This window comes from Photobacterium sp. AWH4_225 (assembly GCF_056158405.1).
Window position 1 is genome coordinate 1,196,085 of record NZ_JBSWTF010000001.1, and the last position, 16,904, is coordinate 1,212,988.

At 48.6% G+C, this 16,904-nt stretch carries 13 protein-coding genes; 11 read left to right on the top strand and 2 right to left on the bottom strand.

Annotation, left to right across the window (positions count from 1 at the left end):
* Window positions 1–10 precede the first annotated feature (10 nt).
* The 4 genes from ACXAD4_RS05905 (at window position 11) to ACXAD4_RS05920 (ending at window position 7,162) form a co-directional block, all read left to right on the top strand.
* The gene (locus ACXAD4_RS05905) at window positions 11–1,519 is read left to right on the top strand and encodes a fumarate hydratase (RefSeq protein WP_475239540.1); all 1,509 of its coding nucleotides are present in this window, start codon (window positions 11–13) and stop codon (window positions 1,517–1,519) included.
* A gap of 414 nt (window positions 1,520–1,933) precedes the next feature.
* On the top strand, window positions 1,934–2,974 hold the full coding sequence (locus tag ACXAD4_RS05910) for an efflux RND transporter periplasmic adaptor subunit (RefSeq protein ID WP_475239543.1): 1,041 nt from the start codon (window positions 1,934–1,936) through the stop codon (window positions 2,972–2,974).
* A 1-nt stretch (window position 2,975) separates the two neighbouring features.
* Window positions 2,976–4,061, top strand: coding sequence for an efflux RND transporter periplasmic adaptor subunit (locus ACXAD4_RS05915; protein ID WP_475239544.1), 1,086 nt, complete (start codon window positions 2,976–2,978; stop codon window positions 4,059–4,061).
* Window positions 4,062–4,063: 2 nt separating this feature from the next.
* On the top strand, window positions 4,064–7,162 hold the full coding sequence (locus tag ACXAD4_RS05920) for an efflux RND transporter permease subunit (RefSeq protein WP_475239546.1): 3,099 nt from the start codon (window positions 4,064–4,066) through the stop codon (window positions 7,160–7,162).
* Window positions 7,163–7,235: 73 nt separating this feature from the next.
* On the opposite strand, the gene pyrC is transcribed toward ACXAD4_RS05920, so the two are convergent.
* On the bottom strand, window positions 7,236–8,267 hold the full coding sequence (pyrC, locus tag ACXAD4_RS05925; protein WP_475239548.1) for a dihydroorotase: 1,032 nt from the start codon (window positions 8,265–8,267) through the stop codon (window positions 7,236–7,238).
* A 218-nt stretch (window positions 8,268–8,485) separates the two neighbouring features.
* Window positions 8,486–10,489, bottom strand: a complete 2,004-nt coding sequence (locus tag ACXAD4_RS05930; RefSeq protein ID WP_475239550.1) for a methyl-accepting chemotaxis protein — start codon at window positions 10,487–10,489, stop codon at window positions 8,486–8,488.
* A 442-nt stretch (window positions 10,490–10,931) separates the two neighbouring features.
* Here ACXAD4_RS05930 and hinT point away from each other — a divergent pair, with 442 nt between their 5' ends.
* The 7 genes from hinT (at window position 10,932) to ycfP (ending at window position 16,584) form a co-directional block, all read left to right on the top strand.
* Window positions 10,932–11,282: a purine nucleoside phosphoramidase gene (gene hinT, locus ACXAD4_RS05935; RefSeq protein ID WP_107297478.1), complete on the top strand. Its 351-nt coding sequence runs from the start codon at window positions 10,932–10,934 to the stop codon at window positions 11,280–11,282.
* A 239-nt stretch (window positions 11,283–11,521) separates the two neighbouring features.
* Complete coding sequence (locus ACXAD4_RS05940) at window positions 11,522–12,907, top strand: COG3014 family protein (protein ID WP_475239551.1); 1,386 nt, start codon at window positions 11,522–11,524, stop codon at window positions 12,905–12,907.
* Window positions 12,907–13,293 carry a YcfL family putative periplasmic lipoprotein gene (locus tag ACXAD4_RS05945; RefSeq protein WP_317524398.1) on the top strand — a complete coding sequence of 129 codons (387 nt, stop codon included), beginning with the start codon at window positions 12,907–12,909 and terminating at the stop codon, window positions 13,291–13,293. The genes ACXAD4_RS05940 and ACXAD4_RS05945 overlap by 1 nt, the downstream gene beginning before the upstream one ends.
* A 50-nt stretch (window positions 13,294–13,343) precedes the next feature.
* Window positions 13,344–13,937, top strand: coding sequence for a penicillin-binding protein activator LpoB (lpoB, locus tag ACXAD4_RS05950; RefSeq protein WP_475239553.1), 594 nt, complete (start codon window positions 13,344–13,346; stop codon window positions 13,935–13,937).
* 37 nt (window positions 13,938–13,974) lie between these two features.
* A complete protein-coding gene (locus ACXAD4_RS05955) occupies window positions 13,975–14,865 on the top strand; it encodes a phosphotransferase (RefSeq protein ID WP_475239554.1) in 891 nt (296 codons plus the stop codon).
* A gap of 235 nt (window positions 14,866–15,100) precedes the next feature.
* Window positions 15,101–15,946: a DUF6279 family lipoprotein gene (locus tag ACXAD4_RS05960; protein ID WP_475239556.1), complete on the top strand. Its 846-nt coding sequence runs from the start codon at window positions 15,101–15,103 to the stop codon at window positions 15,944–15,946.
* 95 nt (window positions 15,947–16,041) lie between these two features.
* On the top strand, window positions 16,042–16,584 hold the full coding sequence (gene ycfP / locus ACXAD4_RS05965) for an alpha/beta hydrolase YcfP (protein WP_475239557.1): 543 nt from the start codon (window positions 16,042–16,044) through the stop codon (window positions 16,582–16,584).
* Window positions 16,585–16,904: the final 320 nt, after the last annotated feature.

Sequence of the window (16,904 nt, forward strand, 5' to 3'; positions counted from 1 at the left end):
GAGGGCAGATATGACCGTCATCCGTAAACAAGATGTAATTAGTAGTGTGGCCGATGCGCTACAGTACATTTCTTACTACCATCCGCTCGACTTTGTCCAGGCTTTGGAAAAAGCTTACGACAAAGAGCAGAGCCAGGCTGCAAAAGACGCTATTGCTCAGATCCTGATCAACTCGCGTATGTCAGCTGAAGGTCGCCGCCCAATCTGTCAGGATACCGGCATCGTGACCTGCTTCGTCAAGATTGGTATGAATGTACAGTGGGATAGTGATCTGACTGTACAGGAAATGATTGACGAAGGTGTCCGTCAGGCATATACCAACCCGGACAATCCACTACGAGCCTCTGTCGTAGCCGATCCTGCTGGTAGTCGTAAAAATACCAAGGACAATGCCCCTGCCGTTGTTCATATTGATATGGTACCTGGCGACAAAGTTGAAATTCAGGTCGCGGCTAAAGGCGGTGGTTCTGAGAACAAGACCAAAATGGTCATGCTCAACCCGTCTGATGACGTGGCAGAATGGGTCGAAAAAACAGTACCTTTGATGGGCGCAGGCTGGTGTCCGCCGGGCATGCTGGGTATAGGTATCGGCGGTACTGCCGAAAAAGCGGCGGTATTGGCAAAAGAATCTCTGATGGAATCTATCGATATCCATGAGTTGCAGGAGCGCGGTGCGCAAAATGCAGAAGAAGAATTGCGTCTTGATATCTATAACCGAGTGAACAAGCTGGGTATTGGTGCACAGGGTCTTGGCGGCCTGACTACCGTGCTGGATGTGAAAATCAAAACGGCACCGACGCATGCGGCTTCCAAGCCTGTGTGCATGATCCCTAACTGTGCAGCGACTCGTCACGTGCACTTCACCCTTGACGGAACCGGTCCTGCTGATCTGTCTCCGCCGAAACTGGAAGACTGGCCGGAAGTGACTTGGGAAGTGGGTGACAATGTCCGCCGTGTGAACCTTGATGAAATTAGCAAGGAAGATGTTCAGGAATGGCGTTCAGGCGAAACTATTCTGTTGTCAGGCAAAATCCTGACTGGCCGTGATGCGGCGCACAAGCGCATCCAGGATATGCTGGCCAAGGGCGAAGACTTCCCGGTTGATTTCAAGAACCGCTTTATTTATTACGTTGGCCCTGTTGATGCGGTTGGCGATGAAGTCGTTGGCCCAGCAGGCCCGACGACCTCAACCCGTATGGATAAGTTCACCGACATGATGCTTGAGCAGGCTGGTCTGACAGGCATGATTGGTAAAGCCGAGCGTGGCCCTGCAGCGATTGAGTCAATCAAACAGCACAAGGCAGTTTACCTAATGGCTGTAGGCGGCGCGGCATACCTGGTGGCTAAAGCTATTAAACAAGCACGCGTGGTCGCCTTTGAAGATCTAGGTATGGAAGCGATTTACGAGTTTGAAGTCGAAGATATGCCAGTAACCGTTGCGGTTGACGCCGAAGGGGTCAATGCCCATCAGACTGGCCCGGATACTTGGAAAGTGAAAATCGCTGAGCTTGAAGGTTAATAGTTGCCTTAAAAGAGCAGTATGCTGATAGGTATCAGTTTGAAAAGGAGCCGGCAGGCTCCTTTTTTATTGCCTGTTGATTGGTTGAGCGATCAACCTTTTTATTGAGTCATATAAAAATAGCTAAAACCCGATCAAAAAAAGTCTTATTCAGTGAGTTTGAGATTTCTTCATCTGATTATTACTGACTTCTCCTGATTTCCTGCTGTGTCCTATCGTTGTGTCTTAGCTGCTCTGCTAACGTCAGTGCCTTTCTTAATAACCTGTTTTTTGTTGTTTTTCTGCGCTTTGTTTAATTAATGTAGCGACATGTGGACTATAGTATTAACAAGCATTTTGGTGTCATGAGGTATCGCTTTGTGCGACTGGCGCCATAAATAAATACAACAATAATGAAGAATTACAGAGGATCTTATGGGACGCTTGATGTGGGCCCCGGCCTTGTTAGCATTATTGGTACAAGGATGCGGGGATAAAGAAGTCGTCATTCCTGAACCAGACTCCCGGCCAGTGAAACTTGTAGCCGTATCGGTGGGTGACAATGAAAGTTTCCGCACATTTCCAGCAGTTGTAGAGGCTGGTGATAAAGCGGTGTTGGCTTTTCGGGTGCCTGGGCAGTTAGACAAGGTACACAGTAATCCGGGGGACATCGTAAAACGTGGCCAGGTACTGGCTCATTTGAATACCGATGAGCTGAGTCTCTTGCTGGAGCAGGCCAAGGCTGATTATGAATTGGCCTACGTGCAATATAAACGTGATAAAGAACTGCTCAAGACCAATGTGGTGTCTGAACTGGATTTCGACCGCTCTGAAGCCGAACTTAACCAGGCAAAAGCTGATCTCGATAAGGCCCAAGCAAACCTTAGCTATGCCAGTTTAGTGGCCCCCTATGATGGTACGCTTTCCCTCTCGCTGGTGGAAAACTATGAATATGTCGCGGCCAAGCAACCCGTGATGCACATCCAAAGTGCTGGGCTGATCAATGTGACCTTCCAGCTGCCTGATCAGCTCCTTGCTCGTTTCCAACATCAAGAAAATGTTGAAAGGGATCCTACCGTTAGCTTCGATACCATTCCAGGGCAGACATTTTCTGCTGAGTTCAAGGAAATCGATACTGAAGCGGACGAAAAGACCTCGAGCTATAAAGTGACCCTGTTTATGGAACGCCCCAAGGGCTTCAACTTGTTGCCGGGTATGGCAGGGCATGTTCGCGTCGCCATTCCGCATATTTCAAGTGGTTCAATACCGTCCCGGGCTATCTTGACCGAGGGGGAGGAGACTTTTGTCTGGCGTGTTGACGAGCAAGGGATCGTCAATAAGGTGCTTGTTCAGCTTGATGACAGGCGAAGGGTCATCAATGGCTTGAACGACGGTGACTTGATTGCGACATCCGGGGTATCGGAGTTACAGGAAGGGCAAAAAGTGCGTAAATGGGTAAAAGAGCGGGGACTGTAGGATGAAGATGTTAACGCTAATACCTTGGATGTTGGGTGGAGCCATACTGCTGGCAGGCTGTGATAGAGCTACTATTGAACCTCGTACCGTGGTAGCGCCTGTTTCAGTCGCCGAAGTAAGAATGGCAGAGACTGCACCTCAATTAACATTTCCTGCAGTAGCAGCAGCTGCCGACAAATCGAGCTTGTCTTTCAGGGTACAGGGAGAAATCAGCTTTATTGCTGTTCGACCCGGTGATCAGGTGAAGAAAGGGCAGCTTTTGGCTCGTCTTGACCCGACTGACTATAAATTGGAAGTGGATGATGCCCAGGCTAAGTTCAATGTGGCCGATAGCCAATATCGCCGTTCGGCGAAACTGGTCAAGCAGGGCTTCTTGCCTCAGTCACAATTTGATGAGTTGAAAGCTGAGCGCCGTATTGCCAAAGCCCGCTTGGATTACGCCAAGCTCAATTTAACTTTTACAGAACTTAAAGCCCCATTCTCAGGTGTGATTTCTCGTGTACCGGTTGAACAGTTTGAGAATGTTCAGGTGGGGCAGCTAGTCATGAACCTGCATCTCGCCGATCAGGTTGATGTCATCATCCAAGCACCCGATATGATTTATTCGCAAAGTACAGCGGTAGAGGTGCAGGAATCTAAGCCTGGGGCGAAGATTTTGCTTGAGGATGGTGCGGCATACCAGGCATTTCTCAAGGAGTTTACCACTGAGCCGGATCCTGATTTGGGCTCTTTCCTCGTAACCCTGACCATGCCGATGCCCAAAGATCGCTTTATCCTCGATGGGATGGCCGTCGAGGTTAAAATTGATGCCCAGAAGCTAAAGGTTTACCGAAAAGGGGAAGCGGTGATCCCGCTCGAAGCCATTTTCAATGAAGATGGCGATGAATTAGCAATGGACAATAAATTTGTCTGGGTCCTTAACGAGGATAATACCGTAAGTAAGCGCAAAGTCGTCACTGATAAAGTGGTTCCACAAGGCGTCAGGCTACTAGAAGGATTGGAGGCAGGAGAGCATATTGTTGTCGAAGGCGCGAATAGATTACGTGAAGGCCAGTCGGTCACCATAGTCAATAAGGAGGCGGGCTGATTATGAAGCAAGATATCGCAAGCTATTTTATTCGGAACAAAGTGATCAGCTGGATGCTGACACTGATTTTCTTGATTGGTGGCACCATGGCCTTTTTCGGGCTTGGGCGTTTGGAAGACCCGGCGTTTACTATCAAAGATGCGATGGTAGTCACCGCTTATCCTGGTGCAACGCCTCTTCAGGTTGAAGAGGAAGTGACGTATCCGATTGAAAAAGAAATCCAGCAGTTGATTTATGTTGATGAGGTCAACTCGGTGTCTAGCCGCGGTCTATCCCAAATTACCGTGACCATGAAAAACAATTATGGGCCGGATGATCTCCCGCAGATTTGGGATGAAATGCGGCGTAAGGTGAACGACCTCAAGCCATCATTGCCGCCAGGGGTGCAGGAGCCGTCGGTTATCGATGATTTTGGTGATGTTTTTGGTATTTTGCTGGCGGTGACTGGCCAAGGTTATAGCTATAAGGAGCTTAGCGACTACGTTGATTACCTGCGCCGTGAAATAGAGTTGGTTGAAGGGGTCGGTAAGGTATCTGTTACTGGTACTCAGCAAGAGCAGGTTTTTATTGAGATCTCATTGCAGCGCTTAAGCAACTTAGGCATTTCACCACAAACCATTTATAGCACATTGGAGACTCAGAATCTGGTCACCAGTGCCGGGGCCGTGAGGATAGGAAGCGAATATATCCGAGTTCACCCAACCGGCGAATTCCAAAGCGTTGATGAACTCGGTGATTTGATTATTACCGAGAGTGGCGCAGAAGGGTTGATCTACCTAAAAGATGTGGCAGAAATCAAGCGCGACTTCCAAGAAGTACCGAGCAATCTAATCAGCTATAACGGCCAGCAGGCTTTGCATGTCGGGATTTCCGCGATTGAAGGGGTCAACGTTGTCGATGTCGGTAAGCGGGTGGAAAATCGCTTGCGTGAACTTAAAGAGCAGCAGCCTGTTGGTATTGATATCGGCGTGGTATACAGCCAGCCAACAGAGGTAGACAAATCGGTCAGCGGCTTTATCATCAGCCTTGGCCAAGCGGTAGCGATTGTTATTGTTGTCCTGCTGTTCTTTATGGGGCTGCGTTCAGGCTTGCTGATTGGTTTGATCCTCTTGCTTACTGTGTTGGGTACCTTCGTCTTCATGAGCTGGCTGGCTATCGACTTGCAGCGGATCTCGCTCGGTGCTTTGGTTATCGCCTTGGGTATGTTGGTGGATAACGCGATAGTGGTGGTCGAAGGGGTGCTGATAGGCATGCAGAAGGGGAGAACCCGGATGCAAGCTGCCTCGGATATTGTGACCCAAACCAAGTGGCCATTGCTCGGGGCAACCGTCATTGCAGTGATGGCATTTGCACCGATTGGCCTGTCGCAGGACTCAACCGGAGAGTACTGTCGTACGCTGTTTACCGTGTTGTTGGTTTCCTTGATGCTCAGCTGGTTTACCGCGATCTCCCTGACGCCGTTCTTCAGTGACTTGTTCTTCAAAAGTGTCAAAACCGGTAATGCTGATCCGGATGCCGATCCTTATGCGGGCAAGATTTTCGTTTTGTACAAGGCATTTCTTGAGTTCTGTATGCGCCGTGCTTGGTTGACGGTGATTGTGCTGGTAGCGATGTTAGGGGCAAGCCTATACGGCTTTACCTTGCTTAAGCAATCTTTCTTCCCGTCATCAACCACGCCGATGTTTATGGTCGATGTTTGGTTACCTGAAGGGACGGATATCCGGGCAACGGATGCTACATTGGAAGAGCTAGAAGGCATTATTTCGCAGGATGAGCGGGTTGAATATATCAGTACCAGTGCTGGTAAGGGGTCACAGCGTTTTATGCTGACCTATACCCCGGAGAAGAGCTACTCCTCTTATGGAGAGCTGGTGATCAGGGTTAAGAGTTTCGAAGACGTGCTACCTGTGATGGGGATGATTGGGGGCCTTCTTGATACCAACCACCCAGAGCTTGAATACAAGCTCAAGCAAATTATGCTCGGCCCATCATCAGGCTCAAAAATTGAAGCCCGTTTGGTCGGCCCAGACCCGACAGTTTTGCGTACGCTCGCCAAGCAAGTTGTGGATATCATGAACGCCGATCCTGGCGCCTTTAATATTCGCCATGATTGGCGTGAGCGGAACAAGGTCATTGAGCCGGTCTTCAATGAAAGTCAGGCGCGTCGTTACGGTATAACCAAGAAAGACGTCGACGACTTATTGCAGATGTCATTCTCTGGCCTGACGGTTGGGGTATATCGAGATGGTACTAACCTGATGCCGATTGTTGCCCGCTTGCCTGATGAAGAGCGCGTCGATATAAGTACCATCGAAGGGATGAAGATTTGGAGTCCGGCAACCCAGGGCTATATTCCGTTGCAGCAGGTGATCAACGGCGTGAATGTCATCTGGGAAGACCCGCTAATTGCCAGGAAAGACCGCAAGCGGATGCTAACGGTGATGGCTGATCCGGATCCATTGGGCGATGAAACCGCGGCCACGGTACAGGCGCGGATCCAACCCCTTATCGAAGGACTGGATTACCCGCCGGGCTATTCACTGGAGTGGGGGGGTGAGTACGAGTCATCAGCCGATGCGAAAGAGTCACTGTTCCAGACCATGCCGATGGGGTATCTGGTGATGTTCCTCATTACAATCTTCCTGTTCAACAAAGTGAAGGAAGCCTTGATTGTGTGGGCTACGGTGCCATTGGCGGTAATTGGGGTTACCACAGGATTGCTCTTGCTCAATACCCCATTTGGCTTTATGGCCTTGCTAGGTTTCCTCAGCTTGTCCGGCATGCTGGTGAAAAACGGTATCGTTCTGCTAGATCAGATCGAAATCGAGATAGCTAGTGGGAAGGAGAAGTACCAGGCTGTGGTTGATGCGGCGGTGAGTCGTGTCAGGCCGGTATGTATGGCGGCAATCACCACCGTGCTTGGTATGGTGCCGCTGCTACCCGATGTGTTCTTCAAGCCGATGGCAGTAACCATCATGTTTGGTTTGGGCTTTGCGACGGTACTGACTCTGATTGTAGTGCCTGTACTATATCGCTTGTTCCACAATGTGGCACTGCCAGGCAGTAGTCCTGTGACACCACCGGAACCAGTACACAGCTAGTAACTCGCTGGGATAAAGCAAAGGGGCGCAATATGCGCCCCTTTATATTTGTCTCGAGAGACTGTGACAGGTTTTAAGCTGTTACTTTCCACGTCATCTCTTCACCAGCACGGATTGGCACAACAACATCATTGCCGAAAGCCATTGTCTCTGGTACTTCCCAGTTTTCTTTGGTCAGGGTGATAGTATCCGCGTTACGTGGTAGGCCGTAGAAGTCAGGACCATTGAAGCTGGCAAAGGCTTCTAGCTTATCCAGCGCGCCAGCTTGCTCGAACACTTCAGCATAAAGCTCGATGGCCGCGTGCGCGGTGTATGAACCTGCACAACCGCAAGCCGATTCTTTGCGGCCTTGAGCGTGTGGTGCTGAGTCAGTACCCAAGAAGAACTTCGGGCTACCGCTGGTCGCTGCGGCTACAAGCGCTGCTTGGTGCGTGTTGCGCTTTAGGATTGGCAGGCAGTAGAAGTGTGGACGGATCCCGCCAACGAGCATGTGGTTGCGGTTGAACATCAGGTGGTGTGCCGTGATGGTTGCCGCGACATTAGGGCCTGCGTTGTTAACAAACTCCACCGCATCTTTAGTGGTGATGTGTTCAACCACGATCTTCAGGTTTGGCATCTTCTCGACAATTGGTCCTAGTACCGTGTCGAGGAACTGCTTCTCGCGGTCGAAGATATCGACATCGTGAGTGGTTACTTCACCGTGGATCAACAGTAGCATGCCTTCTTCCTGCATCGCTTCCAGCGTCGGGATCAGTTTGTCGATTGAAGTGACACCTGAATCTGAGTTGGTGGTTGCACCGGCTGGGTAAAGCTTGGCGGCATAAATATGGCCAGTGGCTTTTGCTTTGCGAATTTCGTCAGGAGTGGTGTTGTCGGTAAGGTATAGGGTCATTAGAGGAGAGAAATTGCCTTGAGGCTTTTCGGCAAGGATACGCTCACGGTAAGCAAGGGCTGCTTCAGTATCGGTTACCGGCGGGACCAAGTTTGGCATGATGATAGCTCGACCCATATAACGGCTGGTATCGCGAACAGTGTCATTGAGCACGTCGCCATCCCGCAAATGCAGGTGCCAGTCATCAGGACGTGTAATCGTAATAGTCGTCATTGTTGCTTCCCTCCCAAAAAAAATCGACCGATTCTAAAACCTCTGTCAGGGCTTGTAAAGTGGGTTGTTCAAACTATTGAATTAATTGACGCAGAATAGAGCAAACGATTGCTTATGAGAGGGGAGAAAAGGTGATTTTCCGCTTTCTGAGGGGGGTGAGATGAGAAAAAGCCAGCTGAGATAGCTGGCTTTGAAGTGGGTTGAATCGCTTTAGAGAGCTAGAGCTTGAAGCGATGCACCAGATCATTTTGCTGGTGGGCGAGCTGATCGAGCTTGTCGCTGGCTTCGGCAACTTCTTCCATTGAGCGGTAGTTCGAATCAGCAATGTGGCTGATATCTTCCAGTGAACGAGCAATAGAGCCTGTGGTACTGCGCTGCTCTTCGGCTGCCTGTGCGATTTGCGTACTCATCTGGCTGATCTCGAGAATGATAGCCTGGATCTCTTCCATGGCACTGTTGGCATCCGAGGCCTGGGTAATACTGTTTTCCATTTCGCTGACACAGCTTTGCATCACTTCAACCGCTTGGCCGGAGCTAGACTGTAGGCGCTGGATCATTTGCTCGATTTCCGCAGTTGAATCTGTCGTGCGTTTGGCGAGTACTCTGACCTCATCTGCCACCACCGCGAAGCCTCGACCTTGTTCGCCAGCCCTTGCGGCTTCGATAGCTGCGTTGAGAGCGAGCAGGTTAGTCTGGTCGGCAATATTTCTGATCACATCCAAAATAGAGCCGATATTACTGCTCATTTGCTGCAAGTCAGAAACCGCATGGACAGATTTATCCAAGCGCGTCGATAGCTGGTGGGTGGTGTTGATGTTGCGGCTCATCACTTCGCGACCGGTACTCGAGGCTTTTTCAACTTCGTGTACTCGTTCCATGGTGTTCTGGGCACTGTGGGAAACGTCGGTAACGGACTGTTCCATTTCTGTCATGGCTGTCGCCACGGAAGCTGTTTGCTGACGTTGCTCATGGAGGCGGTTCTTCGCTTCTGTTGTTGTTGTTTGATTCTCTTCAGCAACAGAAGTGAGATCACTCGAGGCCTGACTTAGTCTGCCAAGAATTTCCTGCAAATTATCAGCAAGAGTATTGATGTAATTGCCCAGCTTGCTGAATTCCACAAACTGGTTCACTTGGCTGCGTTTGGTCATATCACCTTTTGCCAAGGCTTCAAGCGTTACCAGGGTTGCCTTCAATGGCTTACGGACACTCTGGGCGATATACCAGCCAATGAACAACGCAAACAAGGTAGTTCCCACGCCGAGAATTATGGCATTGCGATATCCCTGGTTGTAGGTGCTGTCGGCATTGGTAATAGCCGAATCCATCTGGGTATTCGCTTGGGCGCTGAAGCTACCAAGCAGCTCCATCGCCTGGTCAATTTCATTGGCCAGAATGGCAATGTTGTCATAAAGGCGGTTGCGCGCCTCGATATATTTGAAATGATCATCCAGTACCCCACCGGATTGGCCGATATCTACCGTGTACTGCGCAATTGACTTATCAAAGATAGGCTTAAGCTCCGGCATGATAGCCAGGAGGGAGCGGTAGGCATTATTGAGGTGGTTGATATTGCGACGGTTGCTCTTGATGGCATCATCGATGGCCGTGATGTCTTCGGTCGCAAGCGCATCGGAGGTGACAACTTCAGTTTCTTGCAGTTTGACGAAGTAATTCTTGGCGATCATTTTGACCGAGATGCTTTCCTGATCATCTACATAGTCTTTCATCCGGCTATTCAGGCTACTGTGCAACTGCTGGAAACGACGGGCTGATTGCTGGCGCTCTTCCTGGGCCACAAGCTGGGTCCGGTAGTTATCCATGGCAGTGTGGGCTTCTTGGAAGTAGCGGTTTTCCAGCGCGATAAGCGCTTCTAGCTGGCCACTCAAGGCGGCATTGTCCTGCGCTGCGCTGGCTAGTTGTTCGAAAGCGGCGAGGAATTGTTTATGGGCTTGGCCAAAGTTTTCTCCATAGGCATCCATTCTCACCAAATCTTGGCTGGTGAGAAAATCCTTGTAGATTTTGTCGGCGGCCAGCAGCCTGACGCTGACTTGGTTGGACAGCGACACCAAGGGTAAAGATTGGTTGGTAACAATCTGGAGTTGTTGGTGGATCCGGCTGGTGCCATCGAGCATCATGACCAGTGTGGCAACAAATAGCATTACCATCACGGTGATACCGGTATACATACGTCGTATGACAGAGGTCTGTTTCGTTGTCTTCATAATATCCCTAAACAATACAAGCAAGCGACAGCAGAACTTACTTATGGCAATGTAATACGAAGTTAGAATTATGGTTTTGGTCTTCGCACAAAATGTGACGTCTCAATTTTTAGAAGCAAAAAAAGCGAACAAAATTGCGTCATTATTGACTCACCGCAACAATAAATCCTTGTTATGGCTATTGAGTACCGTGCCAAATAGTAAATGATTTGGCTTCATACATTCTTTGACCGCTGCATCAAAAAATAACTTTGTTATCCCTCAACGTAATGATTCTCCGTCTATTGATTCGGCTGGCCTCTAAAAGCCATTTGTCTGGAAGAAATAGTTTGGCGAGAAAAAAAACTGGAAAAAAGATTAAAAACAATGTTCAATATTGCTCTTATCAACGTTGTCGAGCATACTGCAAGTGTAGATTTGATAACGATAAATGGAGCAAGACATGGCTGAAGAAACCATTTTCAGTAAGATTATTCGTAAGGAAATTCCTGCTGATATTCTTTATCAGGACGACTTAGTAACGGCTTTTCGCGATATTAACCCGCGTGCGCCAAGCCATATTTTGATCATCCCGAATAAACTGTTACCGACTGTGAACGATGTTGAAGCAGAAGATGAGCTAATGATGGGCCGTTTATTCACGGTTGCTCGTAAACTGGCTGAGCAGGAAGGGGTGGCTGAAGACGGTTACCGTTTGATCATGAACTGTAACCCTCACGGCGGCCAAGAAGTTTACCACATCCACATGCACTTGCTGGGTGGTCGTCCTCTAGGTCCAATGCTTGTGGGCTAACGCGCTCTTAGGCTAAGAAAAGCGGCTCAAGCTGATGGTACTGGTTTCTCAACCGAGTGGCCCAATCATCGAGCTGAGCCGTTCATCAGTGAACTTACGTTCCAAAATAAAGTCTGACTGGCAGGTATTTTTAGCATCATTGCTATTGGTTCTGGGTATTCAGGTTTTGTATACCAAGTGGCGTGGAGACGTTGTTTCCTGCATTTATCCGTTTGGTAGTAATTAGGGTTAGCGAGAAGATGTTGAAACATGCCGTCGTAGCGGTGCTGTCTCTGGGGTTGGTTGCTTGCGCGAATCTGTCCACCCAGAGCTTATTTAGTCATTATAGTGCGGCAAACAGCAAGACCCATCAGGCAATGCAGCAGGGCTTGTACCAGCAAGCGTTGGACGTATTGCCTGATGCGCCTGCAGGTGAAATCCTCGATGGAATGGAGAAAGGGCGAGTTGGCTTTGTCGCGGGGCAATACCCGCAAAGTTTTGGTGCACTGCAGTCGGCTGACAGTGCGGTCAAGGAGCAGCAGCGTCAAGCCAGCATCCAGATTTCCGAAGGCTTTAACCAAGCCGGTTCTCTGCTGACCAATGACAATATGATCACCTATCGTCCTGCGGATTATGAACTGGGCTTTTTGCATCTGTACTTGGCGCTGAATTACCTTCAGCAAAGCAATCTCGAAGGGGCTTTGGTAGAAGTACGTCGCGCGAACCAGGTTCAGGAAGCAGCCAAGCGACAGCGAGAGGCTGAACTCAATAAAGCGGCTAAAGAAGCGCGGCGAAATGGTATGGATCAAAACCTTGGTGCGGTATTGGCACGCTACCCTGATGTGGGGAGTGAGCTGGGTAATATCCAGAACGGTTATTTGTTTTTCCTTTCAGGCGTGCTCTACGAAGCAGATGGCGATTTGAACAGTGCTTATATTGATTACAAGCGGGCCTTGGCTGTAGCACCGAATAACCCATTTGTTGCTGAAACGGTATTACGTATGGCAACGCGGATGAGGATGGATAATGATCTGCCAGCACTGGAGGCGCGCTACGGCAAATACCAGGCACCTTCTGCCAATACCGGCCGGGTGATTGTTTTTGACGAGCAGGGTGTGGTGTCGGCAAGAGATGGCTGGCGATTACCTATCTGGCTGACAGACAGTCGCGGTGATGGGGTGATTTACAATCTGGCATTGCCGTATTACCCAAATCCGTCCAATAAATTATATTCGCCATTGCAGCTCAACGGTAAGCCTATGATCGACAGCCAGGTTGCCAATGTGAATGGCATGGCTCGTTACAGCTTGCAAGAAGACTTGCCCGTTATCGTACTGCGACAGGCGCTGCGGGTGGTCGCGAAGAACGAAGTACGCAAGACAGCAGCAAGAAAGGGGGATGATATTGGTAATGTCCTGACGAACATTTTCAATACCCTCACCGAGCAACCAGATACCCGAAGCTGGCAGAGCTTGCCAGCCTCAGTGGCAATTGCCCAGCAAGATGTCGCAGCAGGGCAGTATGATTTGGCCTGGAATGGCCATCAGATAGACGTTGACGTAAAAGCAGGCAGAACAACCATGGTTTGGGTGTCACGTCAGGGAAATCAGCTGACCGGTTGGTCAGTCTTATTGGGGAATAACTGATGAGAATATTACTTGTATTGGGAATGGTCTTGGGCTTGGCGGCTTGTTCAACGACAACGTCGGGAATAAGTATTGAGAGCAGTAATCAAAGTGTGGTGATTGGCAATCCTAACCTTGCCAGCCGTCTATCCATTGAGCAAGCCAATGTCTCAGTGGTTAATGGGTTACTGAAGGCCGGGGTGCCGGTGACCAGCCAGATTGATTCCGATCTCAACCTGCAGTACCGCTTTTATTGGTACGACGCACAGGGGCTTGAGGTGAGTGGTAGCGATAGCCCATGGCGTCAGGTTGTGCTGCACGGCAAAGATACGATGACATTACAAGCGGTTGCCAGAAGCCCTCAGGCAACGCAATACCGGATATATATCCGCAAAGCAGATTATTAATTTTGGGATTGGCACCTTAGCGGTGCTGTTTGACAGATAAAGGTAAGACGATGAAAAAAAGCGTAATCGCATTAATGGGTGTAGCAGCATTGATGGGCGGTTGTGCCCAGAAGGTAAGTTATGGCGATGCCCAGCAGGCAGAGACAACAACGATTGAGTTTGGCTCAACGGATTTGCAAAAGATTGCCGGAGAGATGACAGACAGCATGCTGACATCGGGCTCGGTGGCTTACATTACTGGTAATGGCCAACGTCCTATCATTATGGTCGATAGCATCAAGAACAAAACCAGCGAGCACATTGATACTGAATCCATCACTGATTCGGTCAGCACTAAGTTGCTGAATTCAGGTAAATTCCGTTTCGTGGATATGACGCGCGTGGAAGATGTCCGCAAGCAACTGAACTTCCAGAATGATGATGAGCTGGTTAACCAAAGCACTGCGATTCAATTTGGCCAAATGGTCGGTGCCGAATACATGATGTACGGCAACTTGTCGAGCATCGTGAAGTCAGCAGGCAGTGATAAAGACGTTTACTACAAGATGACCATGCGTTTGATGGATCTGAAAACAGGCCTTATCGAGTGGGCTGACGAAACCGAAATCCGTAAGCAGGAATCTAAGAGCCTTCTGGGCTGGTAATTTTGCTTAACAAAGAGCATTAAAGGTGAACCGGTAAATGAGTGTCGAGTCGTTACACGAGTTATTTGCGCTTAGGTTGCCAGATCATCATCTTGTTAGTGCTGAACCTCTCAGTGGCGGTCTTAGTAACCGTTGCTGGAAGGTGATTATCAAGCATACCGAAACGGGGCAGAGCCATACGCTTGTATGGCGTCCTGATTCTTCCTCGTCACAAGCCTTTGGTGTGTCTAGGCAGCTTGAATACGATGTGTTGCATGCTATCCACACCTCTTCATTACCAGATCTTGCTCCCAGAGCCTTTGCCCATTTTGCGGAAGGCCTATTGGTTGAATGGGCAACAGGTCAAACCGCCAACACAGATTTTCCGTTATCCGATTTAGTTGCTTTACAGAGCGCGGTCCATCAACTTCCGTTGCCATACTGGCGTCTAGATGTTCAACAGCGAGGTGCACACTACTGGCAATTTATGGGAGATGAAAAAGGAAATGATCAGCTACAGCGTATCCATACCTACTTTCAGTCCCAACCGATCAGAAAGTGGTTTGAAGATACATGCTGTCACCATGACTTGGGCTGGTACAACATTATTATTGCACTGGACGGTCAGCAGAAAGTGATTGACTGGGAGTATGCTGCGGCTGGTGACCCTTCGCTGGATTTGGCATTAACCATTGCAGCCAATCAATTGGCTCCGATTAAGGCTGTCGACTTGTATTGCCAACAGATGGGAATCTGCGATGCCGATACGCGAGCTTTGTGGCATTCTGCCGTTGAGTATTGGCATCCCTGGTGTGATTACCTTGCCATGCTGTGGTTCTATGCCGGGGCAAAGCAGTTTGCCGGTCAGGAGCCGTTTAATGAAGACTATTTCAACGAAGCCCAATCTTTGAAAGAAAAGTTGTGGAATAGACTGCAATTCTCTGATTAATAGAACCTTTTTAAATCCTCTCGTCTACAATTGAGTAACGTCTTTCCTGTTTGTGCGAAATGCGTATCAGTTGGGTCTTTATACTTATAGCTGTTTTCTTCATTCTCTTTACCTCGATATCGCTATATCGAAGGTGGCTAGAAATAATGATCTGTATTGTCATACAGCGACGTAACTTAAAAGACATTGATTAAATCAAGTAACTCAAGCGTTGAGTTCGGAAGAGGGGATGGTAATGAGCAAGTTGCTTCCAAAGTGGACGGGCATTACTTTGGCCGTAGTCTTGGTTGGAGGTTGTACGACCCGGCTGGCTTACAATAATTTGGACGTATGGTTGAACTACCGTCTTTCCTCTTATGTCACTCTTAATTCGTCGCAGGAATCCAGCTTTGACCAGGGAGTTGACCGTGCTCATGCACTTCATCGCCGGCAAGAGCTGCCGAAAATCCACAGTGCTATTGATCGCCTACAGGCCGATCTCCTTTCTCCAATGACGTTCGGTCAAATGCAGGAGTACTACACGGTATTCACCCGTTTGGGGCAGGATTCGGCAGCGATTTTGGCAAATCCGGTGGCCGATATGTTTGCTCAGTTGAATGATTCTCAAGTGGCTCAGTTCGAAGGGCGTTTGCGCCAGCGGTTTGCAGAGTTCGATCAGGAAAGAAGTAAACTGAGTCAATCGCAGCAGCTTGCTAAGCGGTCGGAGCGTTTACAAGACTTTACCCAGGATTGGGTGGGCTCCCTAACCAGCAGGCAAGAGGAGCTACTGACTGAGTTGGCAGGATACCAGCTGGAGATGTCGCCGATATTTCGCTCTCTGCGTAATGGCTATTTTGAGCGTTGGCAGCAGTTGATGAAAAAGCGTACTCAACCTTCATTCAAAGGGCAGTTCACCCAGTTGATGAGAGATATGGTTGCCTTGAACAGTCCTCAATACCAAACAGAGATCCGTTTTTATCTCAATCGGCGGTTTGAATTGATGCGGCGGCTTAATCATACAATGTCGCCACAGCAGAAAGCGTATCTAAATCGCAAGTTGGTTAATCTCCGCAAGGAAGTGGCGTTACTGATTAATCAATAACTAGATGATGGTCTCACCTCTTGTGAAAGTAATGTCAACAAACCCCACAAAACGTGTTAGATTGATTTTACTGATAATCACAATAGGGAATAAAAATGATTATTTATCTGCATGGTTTTGACTCCACAAGCCCAGGTAACCATGAAAAGGTATTGCAGCTTCAGTTCATTGATCCTGATGTGCGTTTTGTGAATTACAGTACCCTACACCCAAAGCATGATATGCAGCATCTACTAAAAGAAGTGCATAAGCTGAAGGAAGAGTCTGCTGATGAACAACCACTTATCTGTGGGGTGGGGCTTGGTGGATACTGGTCTGAAAGGATTGGTTTTCTGTGTGGTATGAAGCAGGTTATTTTTAACCCTAACCTGTATCCTGAGCGTAATATGGAAGGTCGTATTGACCGTCCTGAAGAATATGCTGATATTTCCACCAAGTGTGTGAATGATTTTCGTAAGAAAAATGAAGGCAAATGCCTGTGCATCCTTTCAACTAATGATGAAGTTCTAGACAATAACCACACTAAGGATGTACTCGGTGATTTCTACGATATTATCTGGGACGAGAAAGAAACCCATAAATTCAAGAAGATCTCTCAGCATCTACAAACAATAAAAGCCTTTAAAGAAGCCTCCTGATACTTACCTCGTAGCAAGCAGACGGAATATGTCCGTCTGCAGCACGCTAACAGGGTCTCATGACCCTCTGCGATCCCCCCGACTAACCTCCACCAAGGCAAATTGTGTGCTCTACCGTGTGTCGCTATGGGGACTAAAAGCCCGAATTTTGTGTGGGGTTTTGATCCTAATCAATTATTTCTTGCCTTGAAATAATATTGGCTTATAATGCAAATCTTAACTTTTTTTGAGGTAAATCAAAAAAAGTTGAGTTAATTAAATGAAGAAGGTGCAACAAGCACCCCGTAAAAATCTCAGCCTAAGCGCATGAAATAAAAGAA

Bases quoted from the DNA above. Each gene is read 5' to 3' on its own strand.
- ACXAD4_RS05905 (WP_475239540.1), top strand. From the start codon at position 11: ATGACCGTCATCCGTAAACAAGATGTAATTAGTAGTGTGGCCGATGCG.
- ACXAD4_RS05910 (WP_475239543.1), top strand. From the start codon at position 1,934: ATGGGACGCTTGATGTGGGCCCCGGCCTTGTTAGCATTATTGGTACAA.
- ACXAD4_RS05915 (WP_475239544.1), top strand. From the start codon at position 2,976: ATGAAGATGTTAACGCTAATACCTTGGATGTTGGGTGGAGCCATACTG.
- ACXAD4_RS05920 (WP_475239546.1), top strand. From the start codon at position 4,064: ATGAAGCAAGATATCGCAAGCTATTTTATTCGGAACAAAGTGATCAGC.
- pyrC (WP_475239548.1), bottom strand. From the start codon at position 8,267: ATGACGACTATTACGATTACACGTCCTGATGACTGGCACCTGCATTTG.
- ACXAD4_RS05930 (WP_475239550.1), bottom strand. From the start codon at position 10,489: ATGAAGACAACGAAACAGACCTCTGTCATACGACGTATGTATACCGGT.
- hinT (WP_107297478.1), top strand. From the start codon at position 10,932: ATGGCTGAAGAAACCATTTTCAGTAAGATTATTCGTAAGGAAATTCCT.
- ACXAD4_RS05940 (WP_475239551.1), top strand. From the start codon at position 11,522: ATGTTGAAACATGCCGTCGTAGCGGTGCTGTCTCTGGGGTTGGTTGCT.
- ACXAD4_RS05945 (WP_317524398.1), top strand. From the start codon at position 12,907: ATGAGAATATTACTTGTATTGGGAATGGTCTTGGGCTTGGCGGCTTGT.
- lpoB (WP_475239553.1), top strand. From the start codon at position 13,344: ATGAAAAAAAGCGTAATCGCATTAATGGGTGTAGCAGCATTGATGGGC.
- ACXAD4_RS05955 (WP_475239554.1), top strand. From the start codon at position 13,975: ATGAGTGTCGAGTCGTTACACGAGTTATTTGCGCTTAGGTTGCCAGAT.
- ACXAD4_RS05960 (WP_475239556.1), top strand. From the start codon at position 15,101: ATGAGCAAGTTGCTTCCAAAGTGGACGGGCATTACTTTGGCCGTAGTC.
- ycfP (WP_475239557.1), top strand. From the start codon at position 16,042: ATGATTATTTATCTGCATGGTTTTGACTCCACAAGCCCAGGTAACCAT.